22 protein-coding genes and 1 other annotated feature are annotated in these 24,872 nt (G+C 31.8%); of the genes, 10 read left to right on the top strand and 12 right to left on the bottom strand.

Translation table 11 applies throughout. The annotated features are described in order from the left end of the window. Positions 1-10 precede the first annotated feature (10 nt). The 5 genes from IAI10_RS11205 to leuA form a co-directional block, all read right to left on the bottom strand. Entirely contained in the window at positions 11-946 is a 936-nt protein-coding gene (locus tag IAI10_RS11205; RefSeq protein WP_315673352.1) for an ABC transporter ATP-binding protein, read from the bottom strand. 130 nt (positions 947-1,076) lie between these two features. Further along, complete coding sequence (locus tag IAI10_RS11200; protein ID WP_315673351.1) at positions 1,077-1,709, bottom strand: response regulator transcription factor; 633 nt, start codon at positions 1,707-1,709, stop codon at positions 1,077-1,079. A gap of 18 nt (positions 1,710-1,727) precedes the next feature. After that, complete coding sequence (locus IAI10_RS11195; RefSeq protein WP_315673350.1) at positions 1,728-2,855, bottom strand: histidine kinase; 1,128 nt, start codon at positions 2,853-2,855, stop codon at positions 1,728-1,730. Between the two features lie 282 nt (positions 2,856-3,137). After that, the gene (locus IAI10_RS11190; protein WP_315673349.1) at positions 3,138-3,887 is read right to left on the bottom strand and encodes a hypothetical protein; all 750 of its coding nucleotides are present in this window, start codon (positions 3,885-3,887) and stop codon (positions 3,138-3,140) included. A gap of 107 nt (positions 3,888-3,994) precedes the next feature. Next, on the bottom strand, positions 3,995-5,668 hold the full coding sequence (leuA, locus tag IAI10_RS11185; protein WP_315673348.1) for a 2-isopropylmalate synthase: 1,674 nt from the start codon (positions 5,666-5,668) through the stop codon (positions 3,995-3,997). 110 nt (positions 5,669-5,778) lie between these two features. Next, positions 5,779-6,020: a binding site (T-box leader), on the bottom strand. A gap of 173 nt (positions 6,021-6,193) precedes the next feature. Here leuA and aroC point away from each other — a divergent pair. After that, positions 6,194-7,270 carry a chorismate synthase gene (aroC, locus tag IAI10_RS11180; protein WP_315673347.1) on the top strand — a complete coding sequence of 359 codons (1,077 nt, stop codon included), beginning with the start codon at positions 6,194-6,196 and terminating at the stop codon, positions 7,268-7,270. 267 nt (positions 7,271-7,537) lie between these two features. Here the strand turns inward: aroC and IAI10_RS11175 are convergent, their stop codons facing one another. Beyond that, positions 7,538-7,750 (bottom strand): hypothetical protein, encoded by a 213-nt coding sequence (locus IAI10_RS11175; protein ID WP_315673346.1) that lies wholly within the window; start codon positions 7,748-7,750, stop codon positions 7,538-7,540. A gap of 291 nt (positions 7,751-8,041) precedes the next feature. On the opposite strand from IAI10_RS11175, the gene IAI10_RS11170 reads away from it, so the two are divergent. Together IAI10_RS11170 and IAI10_RS11165 are read left to right on the top strand one after the other, a co-directional pair. Then, a complete protein-coding gene (locus IAI10_RS11170; protein WP_315673345.1) occupies positions 8,042-8,230 on the top strand; it encodes a hypothetical protein in 189 nt (62 codons plus the stop codon). Positions 8,231-8,552: 322 nt separating this feature from the next. After that, positions 8,553-8,840 carry a hypothetical protein gene (locus IAI10_RS11165; protein WP_315673344.1) on the top strand — a complete coding sequence of 96 codons (288 nt, stop codon included), beginning with the start codon at positions 8,553-8,555 and terminating at the stop codon, positions 8,838-8,840. 49 nt (positions 8,841-8,889) lie between these two features. Here the strand turns inward: IAI10_RS11165 and IAI10_RS11160 are convergent, their stop codons facing one another. From IAI10_RS11160 to IAI10_RS11150, 3 genes are all read right to left on the bottom strand, one after another. Further along, on the bottom strand, positions 8,890-10,179 hold the full coding sequence (locus tag IAI10_RS11160; protein WP_315673343.1) for a glycosyltransferase family 39 protein: 1,290 nt from the start codon (positions 10,177-10,179) through the stop codon (positions 8,890-8,892). Between the two features lie 184 nt (positions 10,180-10,363). Further along, a complete protein-coding gene (locus IAI10_RS11155) occupies positions 10,364-12,136 on the bottom strand; it encodes a methyl-accepting chemotaxis protein (protein ID WP_315673342.1) in 1,773 nt (590 codons plus the stop codon). 138 nt (positions 12,137-12,274) lie between these two features. Further along, positions 12,275-13,429, bottom strand: coding sequence for a MalY/PatB family protein (locus IAI10_RS11150; RefSeq protein ID WP_315673341.1), 1,155 nt, complete (start codon positions 13,427-13,429; stop codon positions 12,275-12,277). Positions 13,430-13,734: 305 nt separating this feature from the next. Here IAI10_RS11150 and rpsD point away from each other — a divergent pair, with 305 nt between their 5' ends. Beyond that, positions 13,735-14,328 carry a 30S ribosomal protein S4 gene (gene rpsD, locus IAI10_RS11145; RefSeq protein ID WP_315673340.1) on the top strand — a complete coding sequence of 198 codons (594 nt, stop codon included), beginning with the start codon at positions 13,735-13,737 and terminating at the stop codon, positions 14,326-14,328. A gap of 28 nt (positions 14,329-14,356) precedes the next feature. Here rpsD and IAI10_RS11140 read toward each other — a convergent pair whose 3' ends face one another. Beyond that, positions 14,357-15,190, bottom strand: a complete 834-nt coding sequence (locus IAI10_RS11140; protein ID WP_315673339.1) for an MBL fold metallo-hydrolase — start codon at positions 15,188-15,190, stop codon at positions 14,357-14,359. Between the two features lie 273 nt (positions 15,191-15,463). On the opposite strand from IAI10_RS11140, the gene phnC reads away from it, so the two are divergent. The 3 genes from phnC to phnE (IAI10_RS11125) are packed head-to-tail and all read left to right on the top strand — an operon-like array spanning position 15,464 to position 17,787. Then, the gene (phnC, locus tag IAI10_RS11135; protein WP_315673338.1) at positions 15,464-16,231 is read left to right on the top strand and encodes a phosphonate ABC transporter ATP-binding protein; all 768 of its coding nucleotides are present in this window, start codon (positions 15,464-15,466) and stop codon (positions 16,229-16,231) included. Then, on the top strand, positions 16,232-17,014 hold the full coding sequence (phnE, locus tag IAI10_RS11130; RefSeq protein WP_315673337.1) for a phosphonate ABC transporter, permease protein PhnE: 783 nt from the start codon (positions 16,232-16,234) through the stop codon (positions 17,012-17,014). After that, positions 17,011-17,787: a phosphonate ABC transporter, permease protein PhnE gene (phnE, locus tag IAI10_RS11125; RefSeq protein ID WP_315673336.1), complete on the top strand. Its 777-nt coding sequence runs from the start codon at positions 17,011-17,013 to the stop codon at positions 17,785-17,787. Before phnE (IAI10_RS11130) ends, phnE (IAI10_RS11125) begins: the two co-directional genes overlap by 4 nt. Before the next feature lie 303 nt (positions 17,788-18,090). Here the strand turns inward: phnE (IAI10_RS11125) and IAI10_RS11120 are convergent, their stop codons facing one another. Further along, the gene (locus tag IAI10_RS11120) at positions 18,091-19,011 is read right to left on the bottom strand and encodes a phosphate/phosphite/phosphonate ABC transporter substrate-binding protein (RefSeq protein ID WP_315673335.1); all 921 of its coding nucleotides are present in this window, start codon (positions 19,009-19,011) and stop codon (positions 18,091-18,093) included. A gap of 384 nt (positions 19,012-19,395) precedes the next feature. On the opposite strand from IAI10_RS11120, the gene IAI10_RS11115 reads away from it, so the two are divergent. After that, positions 19,396-20,976 carry a bifunctional UDP-sugar hydrolase/5'-nucleotidase gene (locus IAI10_RS11115; protein WP_315673334.1) on the top strand — a complete coding sequence of 527 codons (1,581 nt, stop codon included), beginning with the start codon at positions 19,396-19,398 and terminating at the stop codon, positions 20,974-20,976. Between the two features lie 352 nt (positions 20,977-21,328). Next, complete coding sequence (helD, locus tag IAI10_RS11110; RefSeq protein WP_315673333.1) at positions 21,329-23,590, top strand: RNA polymerase recycling motor HelD; 2,262 nt, start codon at positions 21,329-21,331, stop codon at positions 23,588-23,590. 2 nt (positions 23,591-23,592) lie between these two features. Here the strand turns inward: helD and IAI10_RS11105 are convergent, their stop codons facing one another. Further along, positions 23,593-24,273, bottom strand: a complete 681-nt coding sequence (locus IAI10_RS11105; protein ID WP_315673332.1) for a YjbE family putative metal transport protein — start codon at positions 24,271-24,273, stop codon at positions 23,593-23,595. 280 nt (positions 24,274-24,553) lie between these two features. Between IAI10_RS11105 and IAI10_RS11100 the strand changes: the two genes are divergently transcribed. Further along, on the top strand, positions 24,554-24,814 hold the full coding sequence (locus IAI10_RS11100; RefSeq protein ID WP_315673331.1) for a thioredoxin family protein: 261 nt from the start codon (positions 24,554-24,556) through the stop codon (positions 24,812-24,814). Positions 24,815-24,872 lie beyond the last annotated feature (58 nt).

Genomic DNA, 24,872 nt, shown 5'->3' with positions numbered 1-24,872 from the left:
TTTTCCCTCCTTAATCTCTTAGATTTCTTCCGGTAAGAGTTAAAAATACTGTTTCTAAATCCGGCTTTTTATTTTCCACATTTCTTATGGATATGGCTTTTGAAATAAAATACTGTATTATCTTATCAAGATTATTAACATCCGTAGTGGTATTTATTTTCACAATTTTTTCATCTATATCTACACTTATTACTCCATTTATGCTCATTATTTCATTAGCCTGAAAATTCTTTAAAGAGTCAATAGTTATCCATATGCTATCAGTGTTAGTTACAATGGATTTAAGCTCCTGCTTAGTGCCTTCTGCTATCAATTTACCATGATCGATTATAGCAAGCCTTGTACAAAGTTCCTCTACTTCCTCCATATAATGACTTGTATATATAATTGTAGAGCCAGATTCATTAAGTTTTTTTACAGACTGGATTATATGATTTCTGGATTGAGGATCTATTCCAACTGTAGGCTCATCCATAATTATAAGCTTTGGCTTATGAGCTATGGCGCAAGCAATATTTAATCTTCTTTTCATTCCACCAGAAAAGCTGCTTGGCATAGCATTAGCTTTATCTAAAAGGCCTGTAAATTCTAAAGCTTCTTCCACGCTTTTTTTCAGCTGCCTGCCTCTAAGTCCGTAAAGTCCAGCAAAAAAATCTATATTTTCATAAGCAGTTAAATCCTCATATATGGCTATATCCTGTGGTACAATGCCTATATTTCTCTTAATTTCAGCCCTGCTTTTATTTATATCACTGCCAAATACCTCTATTCTTCCTTTATCAAAGGACAAAAGTCCGGATAATATATTAATAGTAGTACTTTTCCCTGCACCATTGGGTCCCAAAAGTCCATATATTTCGCCCTCTTTTATGTCTAAATCTACTCCATCTACAGCTACGAAGTCCCCAAACTTTTTTACTAGTCCCTTTATTTTTACTATACCCATTTCTTTACCTCATTTCATAAAAATTGTGTATCTCCACATATCCTAATTATAAAAAAAGTAGTGAATTCATCCTAGTAAATAAATTCACCACTTTCTTGTGAAAATTATCATTAATAAAATATGAATAATATCACATTTTCCCGCCATTTATATAATATATTGCTATTTGAGTTCTATGCTCCAAGCCTGTTTTATTGAATATGGAGGTAATATAATTGGCCACAGTCCCTTCAGATATATAAAGTTCCTTGGATATATCTCTATTGGAATATCCCTTAGAAATAAGCTCCATTATCTCTATTTCTCTTTCTGAAAACATATCATTAATAAACTTATTAGGTTTTGGAGTTCTTAATATTTCTTTTATTTTATCCAATACTACATCCTGCATTATGGTATTTCCTCCATGTACTACTCTTATAGCTTCTTTTATCTTTTCTGGAGGATTATTTTTAAGAAGATATCCTTTAGCTCCATTTTTAACCGCATCCATTATATATTCATCATCATCAAAGGTGGTTAATATAAGCGGCTTAACAGCAGTTTTTTCGCAAATGTTTTTAACTGCCTCCACACCGTTCATCACTGGCATTCTTACATCCAAAAGTGCTACATCCACCTGATTATTAACGCAGTAATTTACTGCTTCTAGTCCATTTTCTACGCATTCTAATATTTCGAAATCCTCATCTGCTCCCAATACCATTTTGAAGCCTTCTCTTATTATAGGATCATCGTCTGCAATAAGCAATTTTATAGCCATACCTTTCCCCCCAAATTATTATTCTTCTATCGGAAGTAGAGTTATAATAGAAAAACCATTAGATCCATCTACTATCACCTTTCCTCCGGCACTGGCGCTTCTCTCTTCCATACCAGTTATTCCAAGTCCCTTTTTAATATAATGAGCTCCTATCCCGTTATCTCTTATTTCTGATTTTACTACACCATTAAGGACTTGTATATTTACCTTGACCTCTGTGGCATAGGAATATTTTATTATATTGGTTAGAGCTTCCTTTATATTATCACTTATAACTTTCCAATTTATGCTGTTTATTTTCTGCAAATCCCCTGAGAACACCATCTGAGCTTTTATATTATGATTCACGTTAAATTCATCCAGCAAAAGCTTTATTCTGTTTATCCCTATCTGCTGAGCTTGTGGTTTTATATTTTTGAGAGTAGCTCTGATATTTTCCGTACCTTCTCTCAATATATTTATGACTCTCTGAACTATTTCCTGTGCTTTTTCAGGATCCTTGTGCAAATATATTTTTGCAGCCTCCAGCTGTATCATACTTCCTGACATAGAATGACCTATTCTATCGTGTATATCCTGAGCGATCTTATTTCTTTCCTCCAGCTGAGATGTATACTTTACCTGTCTTTCATATTCGGAATCTTTAATCAATTTTCCAGACAGATTATGTATGGTATTTCTCATAATATCATTTTCTTTATACAGCTTTTTCAGTTTATAATGATATCTATATATAGCTATGTAAATAGTACAGGTTAGAGCACTAACAAGAATATATTTAGATATCATATTTTCCTGAATTGTAAAAAGAGGCATCTCTATCATTATAGCTGGAATCCATGCATTATCCGTTATCATGAATACCAATTCGCATATAGATAAAGGCATAAGTAGTATAAAAATATTGTCAAGATATTTAAAGCCAGCCCATACTCCTACAATAGTTACTAAATGTATAAACTCTTTAGCTTTCCTTTTATCAGCTATGCACACAAGAACAGTGAGACACACATAGGCTAAAAAAAATCCTACTGTGAATGGTACATGAGTTTTTACAAAACCAGAGTGCATGGAATCATTAGTTATGAAATCCGTGATACAATATATAAGCACTGCAATTTTAGTTATTATAATATAATTTTCCATAAATTATCCCTTTGCTAGACAAGTTTATTAAAGAAAAATATTCCATCAATACTATTTATTATACTAGATATAGACTAATTTTGACTATAGTTTATGTTTTAAATCAATGTTGAATTTTACGCTAATATTATTTTACGAATTTTGCATGAAAAAAGCTATGTTTCAAAAGAATGTTGATAAAGGCGTTTTTCGTAATAGCATGGTTTCTTTCAGAACCCATGGAAGGAACTCAAACGATAATATCAACATTTTAAAACATAGCCTCTCGAACTGAAAGTAGTTTTACACTACTTCTCTTATTACCACACTGCTAAATACAGTGTCTAGCTTTATATAAAAATGAGGTTCTCCCTTTCTATAGCTTGGAGAAAAATAAACCTCTTCTCCAAAGCTTACTTTACCTATATTAGGAAGTTCAGCGCTGGAAAATACTGAATCAACTTTTATAACTAGAGGAATATTAGGATTTATCTTTATTTCTCCGCCGGAAAATACATAGTCTACTTTGAATTTTTTAACCTTGTTAGGCACCGGAAGCCTTGTGAAGTCTATGCTTCCATTTCCAAATACCACATTATACTCCTTAGCGTGAACATTCGGTACTATGTTACGTGATGAAAAAAATACATCCTTGGATTTTACTGAATATTCATCATCGTAAAAGTCCTCATTGTAATTTTTATTTTTCTTATTTTCCTTACCCATTTTTTCTGGAGAAGTTTCTTTATAATCATAATTCTTGCTTCCATCATAAGAATTATAATTCATATCATTATTATCATTACTGCCATATTCACCGTAATCATTGTAAGCTTCATAATTGTCATCGTAATTATCTCTTCTTCTTCTCCTATATCTTCTGTGATGCCTTGCCCCACCAAAAAAATATGCTAAGAGAGCAATAACTATAACTGCAGAAGTTATATGTCCAACTAGTACAAATAATGCGCCAGTTATATTTAATATAACATGAGTTACAAATTTTAATGCTACTACAAAGAATATTAAACTCCAAAACCAATTTCTTCTCATAAGAATTCTCCCCTTTGATTGCAATTTATTTTATGATGTAATTATACTTGTTTTTTATATTAATCCCTAGTACAAAAATTCATAAATGCATATGAGAAAATTCATATTCAATTATTTTCTTCGCTTCTGTTTAGCGCACTAACAAGTGCATTAAGGGATGCGGTATCAATGTTTTCAGATATTCCAACTCCAAAAAAGCTTTTCCCATTCTTCTCTATTTGTATATAGCAGGCAGCTTTAGAATGAGAGCCTTTATCTAAGGCATGCTGATCAAAAGACTTAAATTTATATTCTCCTATAGATGCTTTACTTAGCCCATTAAAGAAAGCATCTATAGGTCCATTTCCCTTGCCTTCTATTAGGTTATCCATACCTTTTATAGATACCGCGGCTTGTATATTTACCTCATTAGCATTTGATTCAACTTCCTGAATGGATTTAATCTTATAGCTTCTTAGTTTATAAGGCCAATTTCTCTGTAAATACTCTTTATCGAATAAACTAAATATCGCTTTAGAATTAAGCTCAGCAGATGCATTATCTGATTTTTCCTTCACTAAAGCTCCAAATTCCTGCTGCATTGCCTTTGGCATAAAGAAACCAAACTCAGTTTCCATAATATAAGCAGTGCCGCCTTTTCCTGATTGACTATTTATACGTATTATTTCTTCATATTCTCTTCCTATATCGTGAGGATCAATAGGAAGATATGGTACTTCCCAAATAATTTTATTAGACTTTTCCATATCTTTGAAGCCTTTTCTTATGGCATCTTGATGAGAACCAGAAAATGCTGTGAATACTAGATTTCCTGCATATGGATGCCTATCATTCACCTTCATTTTAGTACATTCCTCATAAACCCTTACAATAGCATTAATATCTGAAAAGTCCAGCTTAGGATCTATGCCCTGGGAATACATATTCATAGCCATATTAAGTATATCCAAATTCCCAGTTCTTTCTCCATTGCCAAAAAGAGTTCCTTCAATCCTATCAGCTCCAGCCAAAAGCCCCAATTCGCTGGAAGCCGTGCAAGTTCCCCTGTCATTATGAGTGTGAAGGCTCAATACTATATTTTGTCTATTAGAAAGATGCCTGCTCATCCATTCTATCTGATCAGCGTATATATTAGGAGTGGACATTTCTACTGTAGAAGGTAAATTGATTATTACTTTATTTTCACCGGTTGGCTTCCATACTTTAATCACCTCATTGCAAATTTCAAGAGCAAAATCAAGTTCAGTTCCCGTAAAGCTCTCTGGAGAATACTCAAAAGTGAATCTTGTACCTTCGTATCTTTTCTTATATTTATTTAAAAGCTTAGCCCCCTTAACTGCTATTCCTATTATTTCTTCTTTGCTCATTTGAAAAACTACTTGTCTTTGAAGCACAGAAGTAGAATTATAGAGATGAACTATAGCACTTTTAGCCCCATTAAGTGCTTCAAAAGTTCTCTCTATAAGGTGTTCTCTAGCCTGAGTTAGTACCTGTATAGTTACATCCTCTGGAATCAAGTTTTCCTCTATAAGTCTTCTAGTAAATTCATACTCTGTATTTGATGCCGATGGAAATCCTATCTCTATTTCCTTAAATCCCATATCCGTAAGAAGCTTAAACATTTTTAATTTTTCTTCCACCGTCATAGGTGTAGGTAAGGATTGATTGCCATCTCTCAAGTCTACGCTGCACCATATAGGTGCTTTTTCTATTTCTTTACTAGGCCACTGCCTATCATAAAGCTTTATCCTTTCATATCTTTTATACTTTGAATATTCCATAGTAATAGCCCTCCTTTTATTAATCACAAATACTAGTTTCTGTTTTAAAGCAGTTTTGATTTTTACACTGATTTAAAACATAGCCAAACAAAAAAGCCCGTCTCTTAAACATAAGAGACGAGCATAATCCCGCGGTACCACTCCAATTAGTTTGACTATCAAACCCACTTTTCGATGGCGTGCCCCCAAAGCTTTACCATCTATCCCTTTAACGCTGGAATTGCGTTCCGCCCTACATAAATTCAAGCGACAGCTCACAGACGAGTTCAAAATAACAGGATTACCATCTCACACCAAACATGGCTCTCTTAAAATCCTATAAATTTTTACTATTTCTGTTCATAGCCTTATATTATTTAAGATTATACAGTAACCTTTTAAAATTGTAAACACCGAATTTTTAAAATAGTCTATGTTTTTCAAAAATATTAATTACAAATTGCAGAATTGTGCGCTTTCAAGTTGACATAAATATATTATTAGGTATAATCAAATATAAAATCTATAATAAATTGGGGTGATAAAATGAGCGGAGTATGGGGAAATAAAATCAAATATTCTATTTTTGGAGAATCCCATGGAAACGCATTAGGTATAGTAATTAGCGGACTTCCTTCAGGTATAAAATTAGATCTAGAGCTTATAAGAAAGGAAATGCAGAGAAGGGCTCCTGGTTCTAGCAATCTAGTTACTCCTAGAAAAGAAGAGGATAATTTTGAGATTTTAAGCGGATATTTTGAAGAAAAAACTACTGGCACACCACTTTGTGCTATCATTAGAAATAAGAATACAATATCTAAGGATTATAATAATTTAAGATATGCTATGAGACCTGGTCATGCAGATTACAGCGGTAAAATAAAATACGGCGGCTTTAATGACTTTAGAGGCAGCGGACATTTTTCTGGAAGAATAACAGCTTCTATAGTATTCGCTGGTGCAATAGCCAAGCAGCTTTTAGCTGAAAGAGGAATAAAGATAATCAGCCATGTACATAGCATACATAATATTAAAGATACTCCTTTTGATTTAACCAATATTACAGAAGAACGAATAGCTGATTTAACTTCAAAAGCTTTTCCAGTGATTAACGATGCTTCTGCTGAAAAAATGAGAGAATGCATCATAAATGCCAAAGAAAATAAGGATTCAGTGGGCGGAGTTGTAGAATGCGCTATCTTAAATACTCCGGCAGGTTTAGGAGATCCTTTTTTTGATTCTATAGAAAGTACTCTATCTCATCTGCTTTTTTCCGTTCCAGCGGTAAAAGGCGTCGAATTTGGGCTAGGTTTTTCTATAACCGAATTATATGGTTCTCAGGCAAATGATCCATTACTTATTGAAAATGGCAATATAAAAACCTCAACTAACAATAACGGCGGCATAAACGGCGGCATAACTAATGGAATGCCTATAATATTCAGATGTGCAATTAAACCAACTTCCTCCATAAGCCGTCCTCAAAATACGGTGGATATAGTTAAGATGGAAAACACACTTCTCACTGTGGAAGGAAGACATGATCCTTGTATAGTTCCAAGAGTACTTCCAGTAATTGAAGCAGTAAGTGCCATGGCTATTTTAGATAGCTTTAAATTATAGGCTATGTTTTAAAAAAATGTTGATAAAGACTTTGATCGTCTGTGCATGGTTTCTTTCAGAACCCATGTGAGAAACTCCAAAGATAATATCAACATTTTAAAACATAGCCTCTCGAACTGAAGGTAAAAATTCAGCCTTGCTGAATTTTTTTTATATTATAATTTAAAGAAATCGGCTCATAAAGAGACGATTTCCTCAATAACTATTAATTTTTACAGCTTACTTCTTAATTGAATAGAATAAATAATCCTTTTGAGACAGCCCCTTTTATATTGAGCAATCTTCCGCAGGCATAAGTTTTATACTTTTCATATTCATCCAGTAAACAGTTTGTCCATCACTAACACAAACCTTACTCTTAAAAAAATCAAATTTAGATATTTTTATTTTTATTATTTCAACTATATCACCATAATTAAATTTTCCACAAGGTTCAATAACTTCACCTACTACTCCATTTACTTTAACTCTCATTGGCATATGTATTTCACCTCACTCATAAATTCTTAAACCTTATGCATATAATATAACACACTTTTCTCAAAATAGTATTAATTATCTCTTAAAAACGTATTAATAATTTGTTAATTTTAAATTAGTCTATATTTTAGTAGAATGTAAAAATCAGCACTGATTTAAAGCAGAGCCTGAAATTCCAGCATTGAAAAAATATTTATTCATTACTATGTAACAATAAAAAAATAGCCTTCATAATATGTACTATAGCCGAAGATAACAACTTGTTAAATTAAATGAACGGGAGGTATAATCATGGGAACGAATGTTGGTTATGATGGAAACAATTGCATCTGCAGCTTACCTACACTAGTTATCTTAATTCTTATAATTCTCCAATTTTCTAAGAAAGGCCATGGCGGAGGAAGCGGATTGGTTGATAACGGCATAACATTTATAGTAGCTTTATTCTATCTTTCTTGTAGAGGCTGCGGCACTTGGTAACACTGATAATAAACGAACTTTAAGAGATTTATTTTATAGTGGAACGAATTTATGAAATTCATCATACTATACAATATAAGGAATTTAAATTAAAATCATACTAACTTTAATATAATTGAATTAATAATAAATCCCCCTTATTTTTGATTTAGACGGAGGACTCAATCGTTCTCCGTATCATAACAAATCGATATACATATATGTCAATTAATTTAATTTCTTAATTTTTAACATCTTACATGTAATTGACATATCATGTACCCTTCAAATGATAAGACTACTTTGAGATAAAATAACTTATAATTTAAAAGGAGGATTTCAAATGAGTAGATGTTGTTGTAGAAGTCAGGTTTCATATGCACCTCAGGCTCCAGTAGTTCAACCAAGATTAAATAGTAATTGTATATGTAACTTTCCAACTCTTGTTATATTGATTCTTATAATTCTTCAATTTTCAAAAGGCTGTAAGAAGGATTATGACTGTGATGATGAAGAATCCAGAACTTGCTGTGGTGGAATAAACATCATAGATAATGGAGTATTGTTCATAATAGCATTGTTCTTCTTATCTTGCTCTGGATGCGGAAAAGGAGCATACGGAACTTACTAGAATCTCTATAATAATATAATTTCATGAAATTAAAAAACGTTAGCCATGGCTAACGTTTTTGTAATCTTGGAATTAAATTTTTCTTCAAGTGCTCATAGGCTAGTAATATAATATTAGCAGAAAATATTATTAAACAAGGCATTATAGGATAGTAATATCTGCTCATAGTGTAAAATGGAAGATATACTATTATAAAATATATAAGTGCCATAAATGGCAGCAATCCAAGCTTATTCCTATCTCTATTTCTAAAATAAGCTATACACCCTATAAAAGCTAAAATTAACAATAGAGAATGATATTCTTTCGATTGAGAAAAGGTCACTCCTAACATTTCCTTCCAATAAAAAGGTGTCTTTATTTGAATCCAGCCTTTGCCTATAGTATACCAGTAAACAAATCGCAGAGGTTCCCTTGGAAACAATATGCTTAACCTATATTTTGAGAACTTCGTCTGCATATTATCTTTCTCGATTTCACTGAGATTAGGATTATCATAGTTATAATTAGTATAATCAATCCCTTCCGTAAGCTTTACTGATTTATCATAATCTATGAATGTGCCCTGTCTCATAGGATCTCCAGAGGCAATAGTAAAGGGAATAAATCTATGAAATATGGTATAATTTCTTATCCACCAAGGGCTTAACATTACGCAAAATACGGCAATAGTAATGCATGCATACCTTATACAATTGATTGGTTTTTCTTTTTTTACTATCCACATTATTAAAATTAATATTGGGTATAGCGAAATTGTTGGCCTAAATAAGGCTGACAGCGCTAAAAATACTCCGCCCAAAACGTAATATTTTATTTTTCCCGTTTCCACAGCATATAAAGAAATAAAAATAAGACATAGAACAAAAAACTTAAATATTGTTTCGGTAAGTATAAGTGTAGGCATCAATATTTCAGCTATATAAAATAAATCCAATACTACTGCAACTATTGCAACTTTACTATTAAATATTTTTCTTCCAATGTAGAATATAAGCATTAATGAGCCAATCTGCATAACACCTTGAAGGATTCTAAAGGCCGTTATTCCTCCAAATTCTCCAAATATTTTCATAAAAAATGCTAAAGTAAATGATAGCCCAGGCATCATAAAAACTGTGGCTGAGGGAGGATTATGATAAGTATAATTCCCTGTAGTAGCTAGAAGCCACGCACTTCTTATAAATTTTACATCATCGTTATTTGGTTTATAGAAATCACCTAACAAATTACTATTTCCGTAATAGAATATAGAAATCATTATTAAGCTAAACATTATTGCAGAAGACAAAAATAATACTGCCTTTATCCTTTTGCTCTCTTCTTTTAAGCTAAACAATACTTTCACCTCCTTCACATAAGCTCTAATAAAAGAGCCCTATGTTAGATTTTATTAAACAAAGCATCTCGTGTCAATATTTGCTAATGTAAAATTATTAACAAAATAGTGGCGAGTAATTTAGAAAATTAAATATAATTTCCATATTAACTCGCCACTTGCTGCATATAACCAATATTAATTTTTACAATATAAATCTAGAAGTTATTTTATTAAGGCTTTCTGCAATCTGTGAAAGCTTTTGGCTGCTAAGCTCTATTTCCTGCATATTGCTAGCCTGCTCTTGTACACTGGCACTCATTTCTTCAGTTCCAGCTGCCATCTCTTCAGCACTTGCAGCTATTTCATCCATATCTGATGAAAGCTGTTTTGATATCATTGACTGCTCTTCAATCTGAGCATTCATTCCCTCTATTTGCTGAACAATATTATTTATATTATTTATTATGTCATCTATGTTTTCTTTAGCTTCTTCTGCTTTACCTACCGCATCAATTACCATTTCGTCAACCTTGTTTACAGAACTTACCGCATTTGTGGTCTTCGATTTATTCTCTTTTACCAAAACTATTATATCATTAGCAGCTTTACTAGTTTCATCTGCTAACTTTCTTATTTCATCCGCTACCACATTAAAGCCTTTACCAGCTTCTCCTGCTCTTGCAGCTTCAATAGCTGCATTAAGTGCAAGCAAATTAGTTTGAGATGAAATATTTGTAATTAATTCCACTATTTCACCTATTCTCTTTGCTGAAGCATCTACATCCTTAATTAGCACCAAAACTTCCTGAGAATATCCAGATACATTTTGAATGCTATCCACTATATCTCCCACATTTTTAGCCCCTGCATCTGCAGATTCTTTAACCACAATGCTGTTTTCTGCAGTTTTACTACTTGCTGCGGCTGTTTCCTCAGATATCTGAGCCGCATTATGAAGCTTTTCCTTAGCTTGATCTGTAAGTGCCACATTGCTTGTAGTACCTTCAGCTATGCTGGATACTATACCAGTAACCTGATCCATAGCTCTATTAGTTTCAGCAGTGGATAGTAATACTTGTTCGCTAGAACCAGATATAGTTTTAGCAGAATCTGCTATATCAGCTATTATTCCATGAAGTCCGCCTACAAATTCATCAAAAGAATTTGCTAATTCACCAACTTCATCCTTACTATTTATGTTAAGTCTTTGGGTTAAATCTCCCCCATTATCAGATATTTCTTTAAGTTTGTCAGATACTTTCTTTATAGGAACAACTACTGATTTCGTTATTATAATAGTTAACAAAACTCCAATTACAACAGCTGCTGCTATAAGTACTATGTATACAACAACTATAAATGTATATAGATTAACACTGCTGCTATAAAGTTTATTTGATGCCGTTATTTGATAATCTATTATTTTTTTGTAACAAGCTATTACCTTATTATACGCGTCTTTTCCCTCATTGTCGGCTTTGGATATAGCATCTTCAGTTTGTCCACTATTGCTAGAAGACATTATATTGCTGACTAAATCTTCATAAGCTGCATAAGCTGCATTTAAATCACTTAGTCCTTTTTTTTCACTGCTATCAATATTTCCTTGTGAATACTTTTTTAATAAGCTGGTCATTTCATCTTCATTTGATTTGATTTCATCGGCCAAAGATGATTTTTCTGCAATATCCTCCGTACTTATATGAGTTCTAAGAGCTAGTCTCATATTCTTGAAATCAGACTGAGCATCTTCCAGCGTACGTAATGGTGTTAATCTTTCATTGTTGAGTTCTTTCAAGGATCCATGAACATGACCTACCGAAAAGAAACCAACAGCACCTATTACTAATATAAATGCCATCATAACAGCTGAAAGCGCTATTATTTTCTGTGATATCTTAAAATTATGAAATTTTTTTATGCTGTAAAATTTTTTTATGTTGCTGAACTTTTTCATATTATGGAACTTTTTCATATTCGTCACCGCCATATAATAAGTTTATACTTGTGTATTATATAACATTTACTGTTTAACTGTCGAATATTTTAGTCCATATAATGTTATTTTTAATATTTTATTAAAAATGCCTAAATTTTTTATTATATTAATAATTTACATTAGTGTGTTCTTAATTTTAGTTAACGCTTTTTCTATTATGGATTTTGGACATGCTACATTCATTCTAACAAATCCTTCTCCTTTTGCTCCAAACATTCTTCCATCGTTAAGCCAAACCTTGGCTTTATCCATGAAAAATTTATTCAATTCCTCACCTTTCATCCCAAGCTCTCTGCAATCCAGCCATAGAAGGTAGGTACCTTCTGGTTTTATAAGCTTAATTTCCGGTATATTTTCCTTAAGATAATCAGAAATGTATTCTACATTTTTATCTAAATAACGAATTAATTGATTGAGCCATTCTTCCCCTTGCTCATAGGCAGCTATCAATGCATCTACAGCAAAAGCATTAGGCTCTCCTATTTCATTTAATTCAAGGATATTTTCAACCTTTTCTCTTATTTCTTTATTTTGGATAATAATATTTGAAACTTGTAAACCAGCTAAATTAAAGGTTTTACTAGGAGATGTACAAGTAATGGTATTATTAGAAAATTCATTATTGATTGAAGCGAAATTAATGTGTTTATTTCCTCCAAGAATCAAATCATTATGGATTTCATCGGAAACTACTATAACATTATTTCTTAAACATATATCCCCTAATCTTTTTAGTTCTTCTTCCTTCCATACTCTGCCTACAGGATTATGCGGACTGCAAAGAATCATGAGTTTAACTTTTGGGTCTGAAGCCTTCTTTTCTAAATCTTCATAATCCATTTCATATTTATTTCCATCAAAAATCAATTCATTTTCTACGACTTCACAGCTATTATTTTTTATAACTCTATAAAAAGGATGATACACTGGGGTCTGTATCATAACTTTATCTCCTGGATTCGTAAGTGCTTTAATAATAAAATTAAGAGCTGGAACTACTCCTGGACAAAAAAGAATCCAATCCTCTTCTACATGTAAGTTGTGTCTTCTTTCCATCCATGAAACCACAGCTTCATAATATTTTTTAGGATGAATGGTATATCCAAATATACCCTCCTTAATTTTTCCCTCCAAAGCATTAATTATAGGCTCTGCAGCTTTAAAATCCATATCTGCTACCCACAATGGAAGAACGTCCTGTTGTCCTCTGTCCCATTTTACACTGTTAGTATTTCTTCTTTCTATTACTTCATCAAAGTTATATAACATGCTATATTCCTCCTAAAACTTAATGATATATTTTAGCTTTACTATTTATATTAGACATTGTTTTACATATATAAACTTAATTATACAACAAATTTAAAGATTGAAATAATAAAAAATTATAATATTTAATTTGTAATTTACAAATTATAAAGTAAGAGATATAAAAATTAAAAGTTTAATAATTACAGCAGCAGCAATGTTGATATTGATTATCATTTATCGTTATGTTATAATCTATCCGTTGGCGAATCCTATGGATTTATTACTGCGGCTGGAATTAAAGTAATAAATGGAGGAATTTTTAAATGGCAACAAACAGAGAACCAAGATTTAAATTAAGCAGAAGACTAGGAGTTAATATCTACGGTCATCCAAAGGCTATGAAAAGAGCATCAAATCAAAACAGCAGAGCAGGCAAAAAAATATCTGAATATGGATTGCAACTCATAGAAAAACAAAAGCTTAAAGCTTACTATGGCATTCTTGAAAAGCAATTCAGAAGATATGTGGAGTCTGCTATGAAAAGCAAAGAAGTCTCTGGAGAGGTTTTGTTAAAAACATTAGAATGCAGACTGGATAATCTTGTATATAGAATCGGTTTTGCAAATTCTATAAGGCAAGCTAGACAGATTGTTAATCATGGACATATATTGGTAAATAATTCAAAGATTGATATTCCATCCTATGAAGTAAAAGTAGGAGATATTATTTCTTTAAGAGAAAAATCAAGAAAGAATCAAATGTTTTCTGAAAATTTCTTAGATATCAGAAGCTTTGAATTACCTTATATAACTAAGGATTTTGATAATTTTTCAGGTACTTTAGTAAAGCTTCCTGAAAAGTCAGAAATACCTATCGAAGTAAATGAAGTATCTATAATAGAATTTTACTCAAAATAAAAATGCACCGAGAAATCGGTGCACTTTTTTACTTCATATATATCATTCTTTCTCCTAAAGTCAAAAGCTTAAATTTTTGGTCAGGGTAATTGTTTAAAAGGTAGTCCACAAAATAAGCAGGGTTTTCTGTATTAAATCCGAATAAGTCATAATGCATAGGAATTATGGTATCTGCTCCTATAATATTAGAAAGCTCTGCAGCTTCTCTAAAATCCATATTTCCTAAAAGGTTATCAACCTTTAATCTTTTAAAGTCTCTTCCATTTATGGGCAGACATGCTACATCTATTTTTAAAGGCTTTAAATCCTCTGCTAACTCATAAAATCCTATGGTATCACCTGCATGATAAAAAACTACTTCATTATATCTTACCACATATCCTAAATATCCATGATTTCCATTAGAATCTATGGAATAATCCTCATGCTTTTCTGCAACAGGATAAATTTCCATCCCGCCTATATTAATTTTTTCTTTCGCCCTTGCAGCTATGATTCTTTCTTTTTCAATACCTATTTCTATTAAAATATGTACATGTGGTGCTGGACATATAAATTTAGCCTTTTGAGAATTTTTAGCTATTGGCACTAAGGTTTCAGGATCTAAATGATCCAAATGATCATGGGATATAAATACAAAATCAGCGTTGTTTATTTCGGATGGATCAACAGGCTCTTTAAAGCTTCTAGGACTATTTCCAAAAGTATCATCTACATTATTAGATAGATATGGATCAAAATAGCATATGGTTTCACCGCTCTTCACCACCATACTTTCTTGTCCTAACTGCCATATGGCTATGCAATCATCGCTTAAGCTAGTATTATTTATTTGACTTATTAGGTCTATATTTCTTTTCATCCATATATCTCCTTACTATTAATATATGCTTTATTATATATTGTTCGTGTAAGTTAAACAATAAATTAAATTCTCATTATATATTATAAATTTTATTAATTCATAAAAAAATATATATTAATGTAAAGTTCATTTTAAATATTTAATGTTTACTTGGTTTTTATTGAAGAAATACTAATTTTATCGTAAAATATACTTTGGTGCTGTAAAGCTTAAATAAATATCATTTTCAATATTTATAGCGTTATAAATAAAAGAAAGGCAGATGGACACATGATTGAATTTAAAAATGTATCGAAGAAATACCCTAATGGTACGCTTGGATTAAAGAACATTGATTTAAAAATAAATAAAGGAGAATTTATTGCTATAGTAGGATTGTCTGGAGCTGGAAAATCCACTTTGCTAAGATCCATTAACAGGTTACATGAGATTACTGATGGTGAAATATTAATAGATGGAAAATCAGTAACCTCTGCCAAAGGTAAAGAATTAAGATTAATAAGAAGAGATATTGGAATGATATTTCAAAGCTTTAACCTTGTAAAACGTTCTTCAGTTCTAAAGAATGTGCTTTCAGGAAGAGTTGGATATTACTCAACTATAAGAACCGTATTGGGTCTTTTCCCTGATAAAGACAAGCAATTAGCTATGGATGCACTAAAAAGAGTTAACATCTCAGAAAAAGCTTATTCTCGTGCAGATGAACTTTCAGGAGGTCAGCAGCAGCGTGTTTCTATAGCTAGAGCTCTAGCCCAGGAAGCTAAAATAATACTTGCAGATGAACCTGTAGCTTCCTTGGACCCACTTACTACCATTCAAGTTATGGATGACTTAAAAAAAATTAATACGGAATTGGGAATAACAACGATAGTAAATCTTCATCATATAGATTTAGCTAGAAAATATTCTACAAGAATAATAGGGCTTAGAGCTGGCGAATTAGTATTTGATGGACCAGTTGAAAGTGCTACGGACGAAGTATTTAATGAAATATACGGACGTCCAATAAACAATTCCGAGTTGTTAGGGGTGAATTAAATGCCTATTCAAGACAATTCGCAAATGAAAAAAACTGTTACAAGAGTTTTGATTGTTGTAGTTGTTTTAGCTTTATTAATCGCCAGTGGAATAAAAACTCAATCTTCTTTTTCCGAACTGATAGATGGTTTGCCTCAAATAGGTGTTCTCATTACTGAAATGGTACCTCCAGATATGCATTATCTTTCTGAAATATGGCAGCCTATGGCTGATACATTGAGAATGGCTATAATAGGTACAACCTTAGGAGCTATATTAGCTATACCTTTTTCCATATTAGCTGCTAAAAACGTAATAAAATCTAAAATATTAAATTTTATTTCTAGATTCGTATTAAGCATAATAAGAACCATTCCTGATTTACTATTTGCTTCATTATTTGTTGCAATCTTTGGTTTAGGAATGCTTCCTGGTATCTTGGCTATAGCCTTCTTCTCTTTCGGACTAGTAGCAAAGCTTGAGTATGAGTCCATGGAAACTATTGATGACGGTCCCTTAGAAGCTATGACCGCAGTAGGAGCTAATAAGCTTCAATGGATATTTTTCGCCGTAATACCACAGGCTCTTCCACAGTTTATCTCTTATGTGCTCTATGCTTTTGAAATAAATGTAAGAGCTGCATCGGTGCTTGGACTTGTAGGCGCTGGTGGTATAGGACTTTATCTTGACAAAACTTTAGGGTTATTCCAATATACTCGTACCTCTACAATAATACTAGTTACTTTAGTTATAGTTGTAGCTATAGATTTTATAAGCGCAAAAGTTAGGGAGAGTTTATTATGATTAACAAGAAAAAGATTAAGAATATAATTATTTTAATAGTAATTTTGCTTATATACATATGGGCATTTTCAGGATTAAAAATTGGTGGGATTAAGAGTTCAGCAGGTCAAGTTGTCAGTTCAATAATTCACGGACTGTTTCACCCAGATTGGGCATACATAAATCCACCAGATGGAGAAGGCTTAATCAGCACTATGATTGAAACTATAGCCATTGCTATACTAGGTACTTTTGTATCTGCTGTACTTTGTATACCTATTGCCTTCATAGCAGCTAATAACATAGTTTCCTTCAAAGCTGTACCTTTTATAACAAAATTTTTGCTAAGCTTTATAAGAACTTTTCCAGAGCTGGTTATGGCTATACTATTTATAAAAGCTGTAGGACCTGGAGCTTTTGCTGGTGTTCTTGCACTCGGTGTTCACTCCGTAGGAATGCTTGGTAAACTTTATGCTGAAGCCATAGAAAATATGGATATGGGTCCAAGCGAAGCACTGGTTGCTTGTGGAGCCAACAAATTTCAAGTGCTTTGGTTTGCAGTGATTCCTCAGATACTTCCAGAATTCGCATCACTGACTTTATATAGATTCGATATAAATGTGCGTTCTGCATCAATACTAGGACTTATTGGTGCCGGTGGTATTGGTACTCCATTAATATTTGCTTTAAACGCTAGAGGCTGGAGCAGAGTTGGTATAATACTTCTAGGTATTATAATAACAGTTATAATAATAGAGTTCCTATCGAGTGCCATTCGTAAAAGACTTGTATAAAAGGCTATGCTTTAAACGAATGTTGATAAGGACGTTTTTCGTAAAGTGGCTGTTGCACTAAGTAATTAGTGCACAGCTTCTTTTTTTCATAAAAAATGAATGGGACAAAGATAGAATCAAGTGCCAACAAATATACTTTTGTTTTAAAAAAAGCCTTAATTCTAAAAGGCTTTTTAAAGTATACCATCTTTTATCTATTGAGTTAATTTTGTTAATAAATATCTATAAAAAGTGTATGTAACAGATAAAAAAAGAGCTTTGCATCAGCAATTTTCAATTGCTAATGCAAAACCCCACTTTTTATTATTTTTCAACTAATTTCTGATATTCTCTTACTATATCAAACTTGCTGTCATCTGTTTTAACATATCCAGCATGAGTATAAACATCATTTATTACTTTCTTACCTTCTGGGTCTTTAGCTACATCTAAGAATGCCTGCTGTATTTTATCTTTCCAAGTCTTGTCCATATCTGGTCTAACGCTTATAGTGTCATTAGGTATTCCTTTAGTGAAGTATATTGGCTCAACTTGATTGAATATATCTGGATAATCTTTTTTAACAACGTTTCTAGCATCTTCAAATACTGCTGCTGCATCAACGTCGCCATTTAATACTGCAAGTATTCCTTTATCATGTCCTTTAACTATTGTACCCTGAACATCTTTTTCTGGATCTATTCCAGCTTTTTTCATTTCAGCAGCTGGCCATATGTATCCTGCTGAAGAAGTAACATCCTGCCAAGCAATCTTCTTTCCTTTTAGGTCTTGAAGTGACTTTATGCTTGAGCCTTTTTTAACAACTATCATTGATCTATAAGAATCAACAAGCTCTGTTGTATTTTCTCCTGTAGGCTGCTTTATTCCATATCTTTGAGCCTGTAATAATAATTCTGCTGCATTTTTCTGCTTAGCTAACACATAAGCTGATGGAGGTAAAAATCCTACGTCAACTTTCTTTGAAGCCATAGCCTCTATTATAGTATTGTAGTTAGTTGATACACTTACTTTAACAGGTATGCCAAGCTTATCCCCCAATAGCTTTTCTAATGGCTTTGCCTTTGCTTCAAGTGTTTCAGCGTTACTTGATGGTACGAACTGAACTGTAAGAGTTTTTGGTACATAACTTTGTTTGCTGGAATCCCCTGATTTTTTTGAGCTACAACCAGCTAGGACTGAAACTGCTAATACTGCACTCAATCCCATAATAAATGCTTTTTTCATTTTTACTCCTCCGATTCGAAATAAATTTCGTTTTTAGTATATCACATAAATTTAGAAAGTGGTAGATTATTTCCTATTTTATTGCTTTATATTAATTTTAAAGTTTTTTAACAAAAAAGTTGTAGATTTAACATTTCTTCAGTAAAAAATATGATATTCTCACTACATTTTTTTGCATTTCACGAACATTAATGTAAAAAAATATTTTATCATTCACTTCTGCTAGTGGCTTAAAATAGTATATTCTATAAAAATGCAGTATCTAGAAAATTATTTTATGTACACTTTTATAATGAATTGATATAATAATTTTAATATAAGTAACAAATAAGGTGCTTATGCACAATAAAGATCAATATAAAAGAAATATGAAAGGAAAAAAATATGGATACAGTTAATACAATAGACCTAAATATTTATCATACTAGCGATGTGCACGGTTCCGTGCTGCCAATTGCCTATGCCGATAATAGTAAAAATCAAAAAGGTCTAGCAAAAATTTCTTCAATTATAAATTCTGAAAGAGAAAATAATCCCTACACCTTGCTTATAGATAACGGCGATATATTGCAAGGAACTCCTTTAACTTATTTTCACGCTAAAATAGATAAGGCTTCTAAAAATCCAGTAATAGATGTCATGAATTACATGAAATATGACGCAGCTATAATTGGAAATCATGAGTTTAACTATGGTCAAAAATATCTGCTGCAGGCTTTTGCCCAATCTGAATTTCCTTGGATTTCTGCTAATATAGTATTTAAAAATGATTCCTCTCCGTTGAGTGGCAATTCCTACATCATAAAAGAATTTGATAATGGATTAAAAATAGGCATAATAGGAGTTACAACAAAGTACATTCCAAACTGGGAAAATCCTAATGAAATATCCAATTTAAATTTTGAAGACCCTGTAGATAAATCTATTATTATAGCTAAATATCTGAAGGAAGACCTTGGGGTTGATATCGTTATAATTTCTTACCATGGAGGCTTTGAAAGAGATTTAGTCACAGGAGAGCCTACTGAAAACCTTACTGGTGAAAATCAAGGTTATGAGATCCTGTCAAAGGTAAAGCATGCAGATGTACTTCTTACTGGTCATCAGCACAGAAAAATAGACAATGCCTTAGTAAATGGAATTATAACCTGTCAGCCTAGCTGCAACGGTGAATATCTGTCTAAGATCACCCTTACCTTAGAAAAAAAAGATAATAAGTGGCAAATCATCAGCAAAGTCGCTAAATTAATAGATTCCTCTAAATATGAAGTGGATGAGCAAGTTATTGATTTAGTAAAAGATATAGAAAATAGAACTCAAAATTGGCTTGACAAACCTATGGGAAGAATAAACGGAAATATGGTTATCGATAATCATTTCAAATTAAGACTTAAAGATAACGCATTAATAGAGTTTATAAATAAAGTTCAGATGAGTTCCTCTGGTGCTTCTATTTCTAACACTGCACTTTTTGACAATAAATGTGTTGGTTTCAGAGAAAATGTGACCATGAGAGATATCGTATCAAATTATATTTATCCTAACACTCTAAAGGTTTTAAAACTCAAAGGAAAAGACATAAAAGCAGCGCTTGAAAAAAGTGCATCCTATTTCTGCATTAAAGACGGTGAAATTGGCGTAAACCCTGAATTCATGAGCCCTAAAATTCAACACTATAATTATGATATGTGGGAAGGAATTGAATATATTATAGATGCTTCTAAACCTAAAGGCGAAAAAATCACAAAACTCACAAAAAACGGTAAGCCTATTGGAACAGAGGAAGAATTTGATGTAGTTATGAATAATTACCGTGCTGGCGGCGGCGGAGATTATTACATGTATAAGGATAAACCAGTAGTTGCTGATATTCCTCTAGATATGTCTGAGCTTATAGCAAACTATATACTTGAAAGAAAAGTTATAGAAGCTACTGTAAATAATAACTGGAAAGTGATTTATTAAATAGCGGGAAACCGCTTTTTTGTTTTCAAAAAATAAAAAAGATAAGATTTCATTAATCTTACCTCACGTTTCAATAAATTTTACATTTTCTGTAAATTTTCTATTTATTTTTGCTACTATTCGCACCAAATTATATCTTACTGTCAATTTATATTATTATCATAATATAAAAACCATGGATTGTCAAGAAAAATCTATTAATTGTAAGAAAAAAACACCTTGTGGCATAAGTTTGTATGTCTTACTTTCAGCATTATAAATTAATGGTTTTAATAAGTTTTATTTTCCACTTTATTTCTTGTAAAATATGTATTACTCACGGCAATAAATTTTTCAAATGGAGGGAAAGAAAATGCCCGCATGTAATCATCCGCATTATTCTAAAGAACTTAAGAAACTGAATTTTATTCTTGAATATCTAGAAGAATATAATAAAAGAATTGATATTCAAAAGCGAAAAGTAGATAAGGAGGTAGATTATGGTACAAGACACTACAATTCAGATAACGCAGAACAATTCAATTCACTTATCATAAACTCCACTCTTCAGGAAAGCCTTCAGCATAAACTAAAAAGTGTAGAAAAAAGCTTGTCAAAGCCGTATTTTGCAAGAGTTGATTTTAAGGAAAAGCTTTCTAATAAAATTGATAACATCTATATAGGCAAAATGTCTCTTTTAAAGGATGAAGATAACGAAATTCTCATAACGGATTGGAGAGCTCCAATAGCCAATTTATATTATGAAGGAAGAATAGGAAAAGCAAGTTACCTGTGCCCTGAGGGAGAAATAAAAGGAGATATCGCTTTAAAAAGGCAATATGTTATTGAAAATTCAATTTTATCCGAAATATACGACATAGATATAACCACCAATGACGAATTTCTTCAGGCAAGCCTTGGTGCCAGTAAAGATAGCAGACTTAAAGATATTGTTTCAACCATACAAGCTGAACAAAACAAAGTTATACGTGCAGATATGTGGAAGCCCCTTATAGTGCAGGGAGCTGCTGGAGGAGGAAAAACTACTATAGCTCTCCATAGAATAGCTTACCTCCTATACAATCACGAAAGTTTATCTCCTAAAAACTTTATGATAATAGCCCCAAATAAGTTTTTCTTAAGTTATATATCTGAGGTACTGCCTGACCTAGGTGTGGAAAATGTACTCCAAAGTACTTTTGAAGATCTAGCAGAAAATGTTATAGGAAAAAAACTAAAGCTTCTGCCTTCCCACGAAAAACTGGCTAATTTTGTTGAAAACTCCTCTGAAAAAGAAAAAATTATCAATGAAGAAATTAAAGCTATTTCAAATTTTAAATCTTCTCTGAAATTCGCTGATATTATAAAAAAATATATAAGAGATATAGAAACCTCCTTTATTCCTCACTGCGATTTTAAAATAGGTTCCTTCTGTCTTTTGTCTTATGAAGAAATAAACAAATTATTCTTAAGGGATTATAATCATCTTCCCTTTATGAAGCGAATAGCAGAAATAAAAAAACATATGATAAACTGCATCAAACTAAAAAAAGATTCCATATTAGATGAAATAAATTACGATTACGATCACAAGCTTTATTTAATTAAATCTAAACTAGAAGATTCACCTAAGCGAAGAGAAGCTATCATCAAGCTTCTGGATAAAAGAGATAAGCTATTAGAGGAAATCAAAAAGTCTTCAAAAACCATTGTTAATGACTATATAAAGAAAATAAATATTCCTTCTCCTTTAGAATGCTATAAAAACTTAATTTACGAAGAAAATATATACTCAAAGTATTCAAATTATAAAGAATTGAGAAGCTATACCCTAAAAGTGCTTGAAAAGGATTATTTAGATTTGGAAGATTTAGCTCCCTTAATGTATTTAAAATACGAGCTTCTTGGTCTAGATGAAAAATTTACTGTTAAGCATATACTAATAGACGAAGCTCAAGATTTTAGTCTTTTTCAATTGTTTGTATTAAAAAAAATAATCAATATACAATGTTTCACTATACTAGGTGACCTTTGTCAAGGAATTCATTCCTATAGAGGAATTAAAGATTGGAATGAATTAAATAGAGTAATTTTCAATGGAGAATCTGATTTTATGACTTTGGAGCAAAGTTATAGAACAACTGTGGAAATAATGGATGCTGCAAATACTGTAATAAAAAATATAGATAACTTAAATGCTCCTCTAGCAAAACCGGTAATAAGACACGGAGAACCCGTTATTGTGGAACAAAAAGATTCTATAAAAGCTGTTGCGGAAGATATAGTAGAAAAAATTGAAGCAAGTCAAAAAGAAAATTTTAAATCCATAGCAATAATATGCAAAACTCTTAAAGAGAGCAAAGCTTTAAAAGCTGAACTTTTAAAGCTTAATCAGAAGGTCTCAATGATATCTGGAAATGAAAAAGAGTATTCAGGAGGAATGGTCATAATACCATCCTATCTGGTAAAAGGTTTAGAGTTTGACGTAGTTATAATTGCTAACGCCTCCGATAATATGTACAAAAGCAATGAATTAGACACAAAACTATTGTATATAGCCATGACTAGAGCTCTCCACAGATTATATATTTACTCCATAGAGAAAAAATCATCTTTGCTAAGCGATATAAAATAGTCTCAATTGTTTATCTTGTTGCAAAAATATATCATGTACAGTCCATATAAAATAGTCATTGCTCCAGCTATGAAGGGTATAAAAATATCTATGGCATAGGGAAGCTTAATATATTTCATAAAAAGTGTATCTTCGGTTATCATATTTATAGAGGTATATGCTAGTATAGCAGCACCTGCATATATAACTATAGGAAATTTTCTCATCATATTTACAACAAATTGACTTCCGAAAAAAATTATTGGTATATTAAGCGCTATTCCAGCCATTATAAGCAGCATATCTCCATTAGCTGCTCCTGCAATGGCAAGTACATTGTCTAGGCTCATGCTTATATCAGCTATTATAACTGCCAGCACTGCATCCCAAAATTTTTCAGATTCTTTAACTTCTTTTTCTTTTTCCTTTTTATCTGGCACAATAAGATCCCAAGTAACTTTTATTAAAATTATTCCTCCAAATAATTTTAATGGTACTTTGTCTATCTTTAGAAAAAAAGATACGCATATAGCAAAATATATTCTTAGAAGAATAGCACCAGTTATGCCTATTAGACTAGCTAGTCTTTCATATTTTTTAGGAAGATTTCTAGTGGCTAAAGCTATAACCCCTACATTGTCACCACACAAAGCTAAATCTAAAAGAGCTATTTCCAGTACCTCAAGTATAAAATTAACTTCCATGAAATTTCTCCCAACATTTATTTCACTAACTATTGTATTAATGATATTTATTTAATATGTAGCCTAATTATAAGCTTTCAACATGTTTTGATATATAATAATTATTTTTATCAAATTACATTTTGGCATTGATAATCATTAGCAATAATGTTTATAATAAAATATGGCTATGTTTTAAAAGGATGTTGATAAAGGCGTTTTTCTTAAAGGAACTCAAACGATAATATCAACATTTTAAAACATAACCTAAAATATTTAAACTTAAGAAGGAGGAATTCTTATGAAAGATGTACTTATGTTTGTTCAGGAAACTTGTCCATACTGCAGGCAAGCATTATCCTGGGTAAAGGAATTAAAGGATGAAAATCCTGCTTATAACGAAATTGCTATTACTAAAATAGATGAAAATATTGAGGCTGATCTAGCAAATTCATATGATTACTATTATGTTCCTACATTCTACGTAGATGGAGAAAAGCTCCATGAGGGTGCAGCTACAAAAGAAAAAATCAAGAAAGTTTTCGACAATGCGTTAAAATAGGCTATGTTTTAAAAGAATGCTGATGCAGCTTTCATTAACAAAAGGTGAGCTAATGTAT

Source organism: Clostridium sp. 19966, from assembly GCF_032335695.1.
Lineage (GTDB): Bacteria > Bacillota > Clostridia > Clostridiales > Clostridiaceae > JACTOJ01.
Note: the sequence above shows the minus strand (reverse complement) of the source record. Positions and strands in the feature narration are given on the sequence as shown.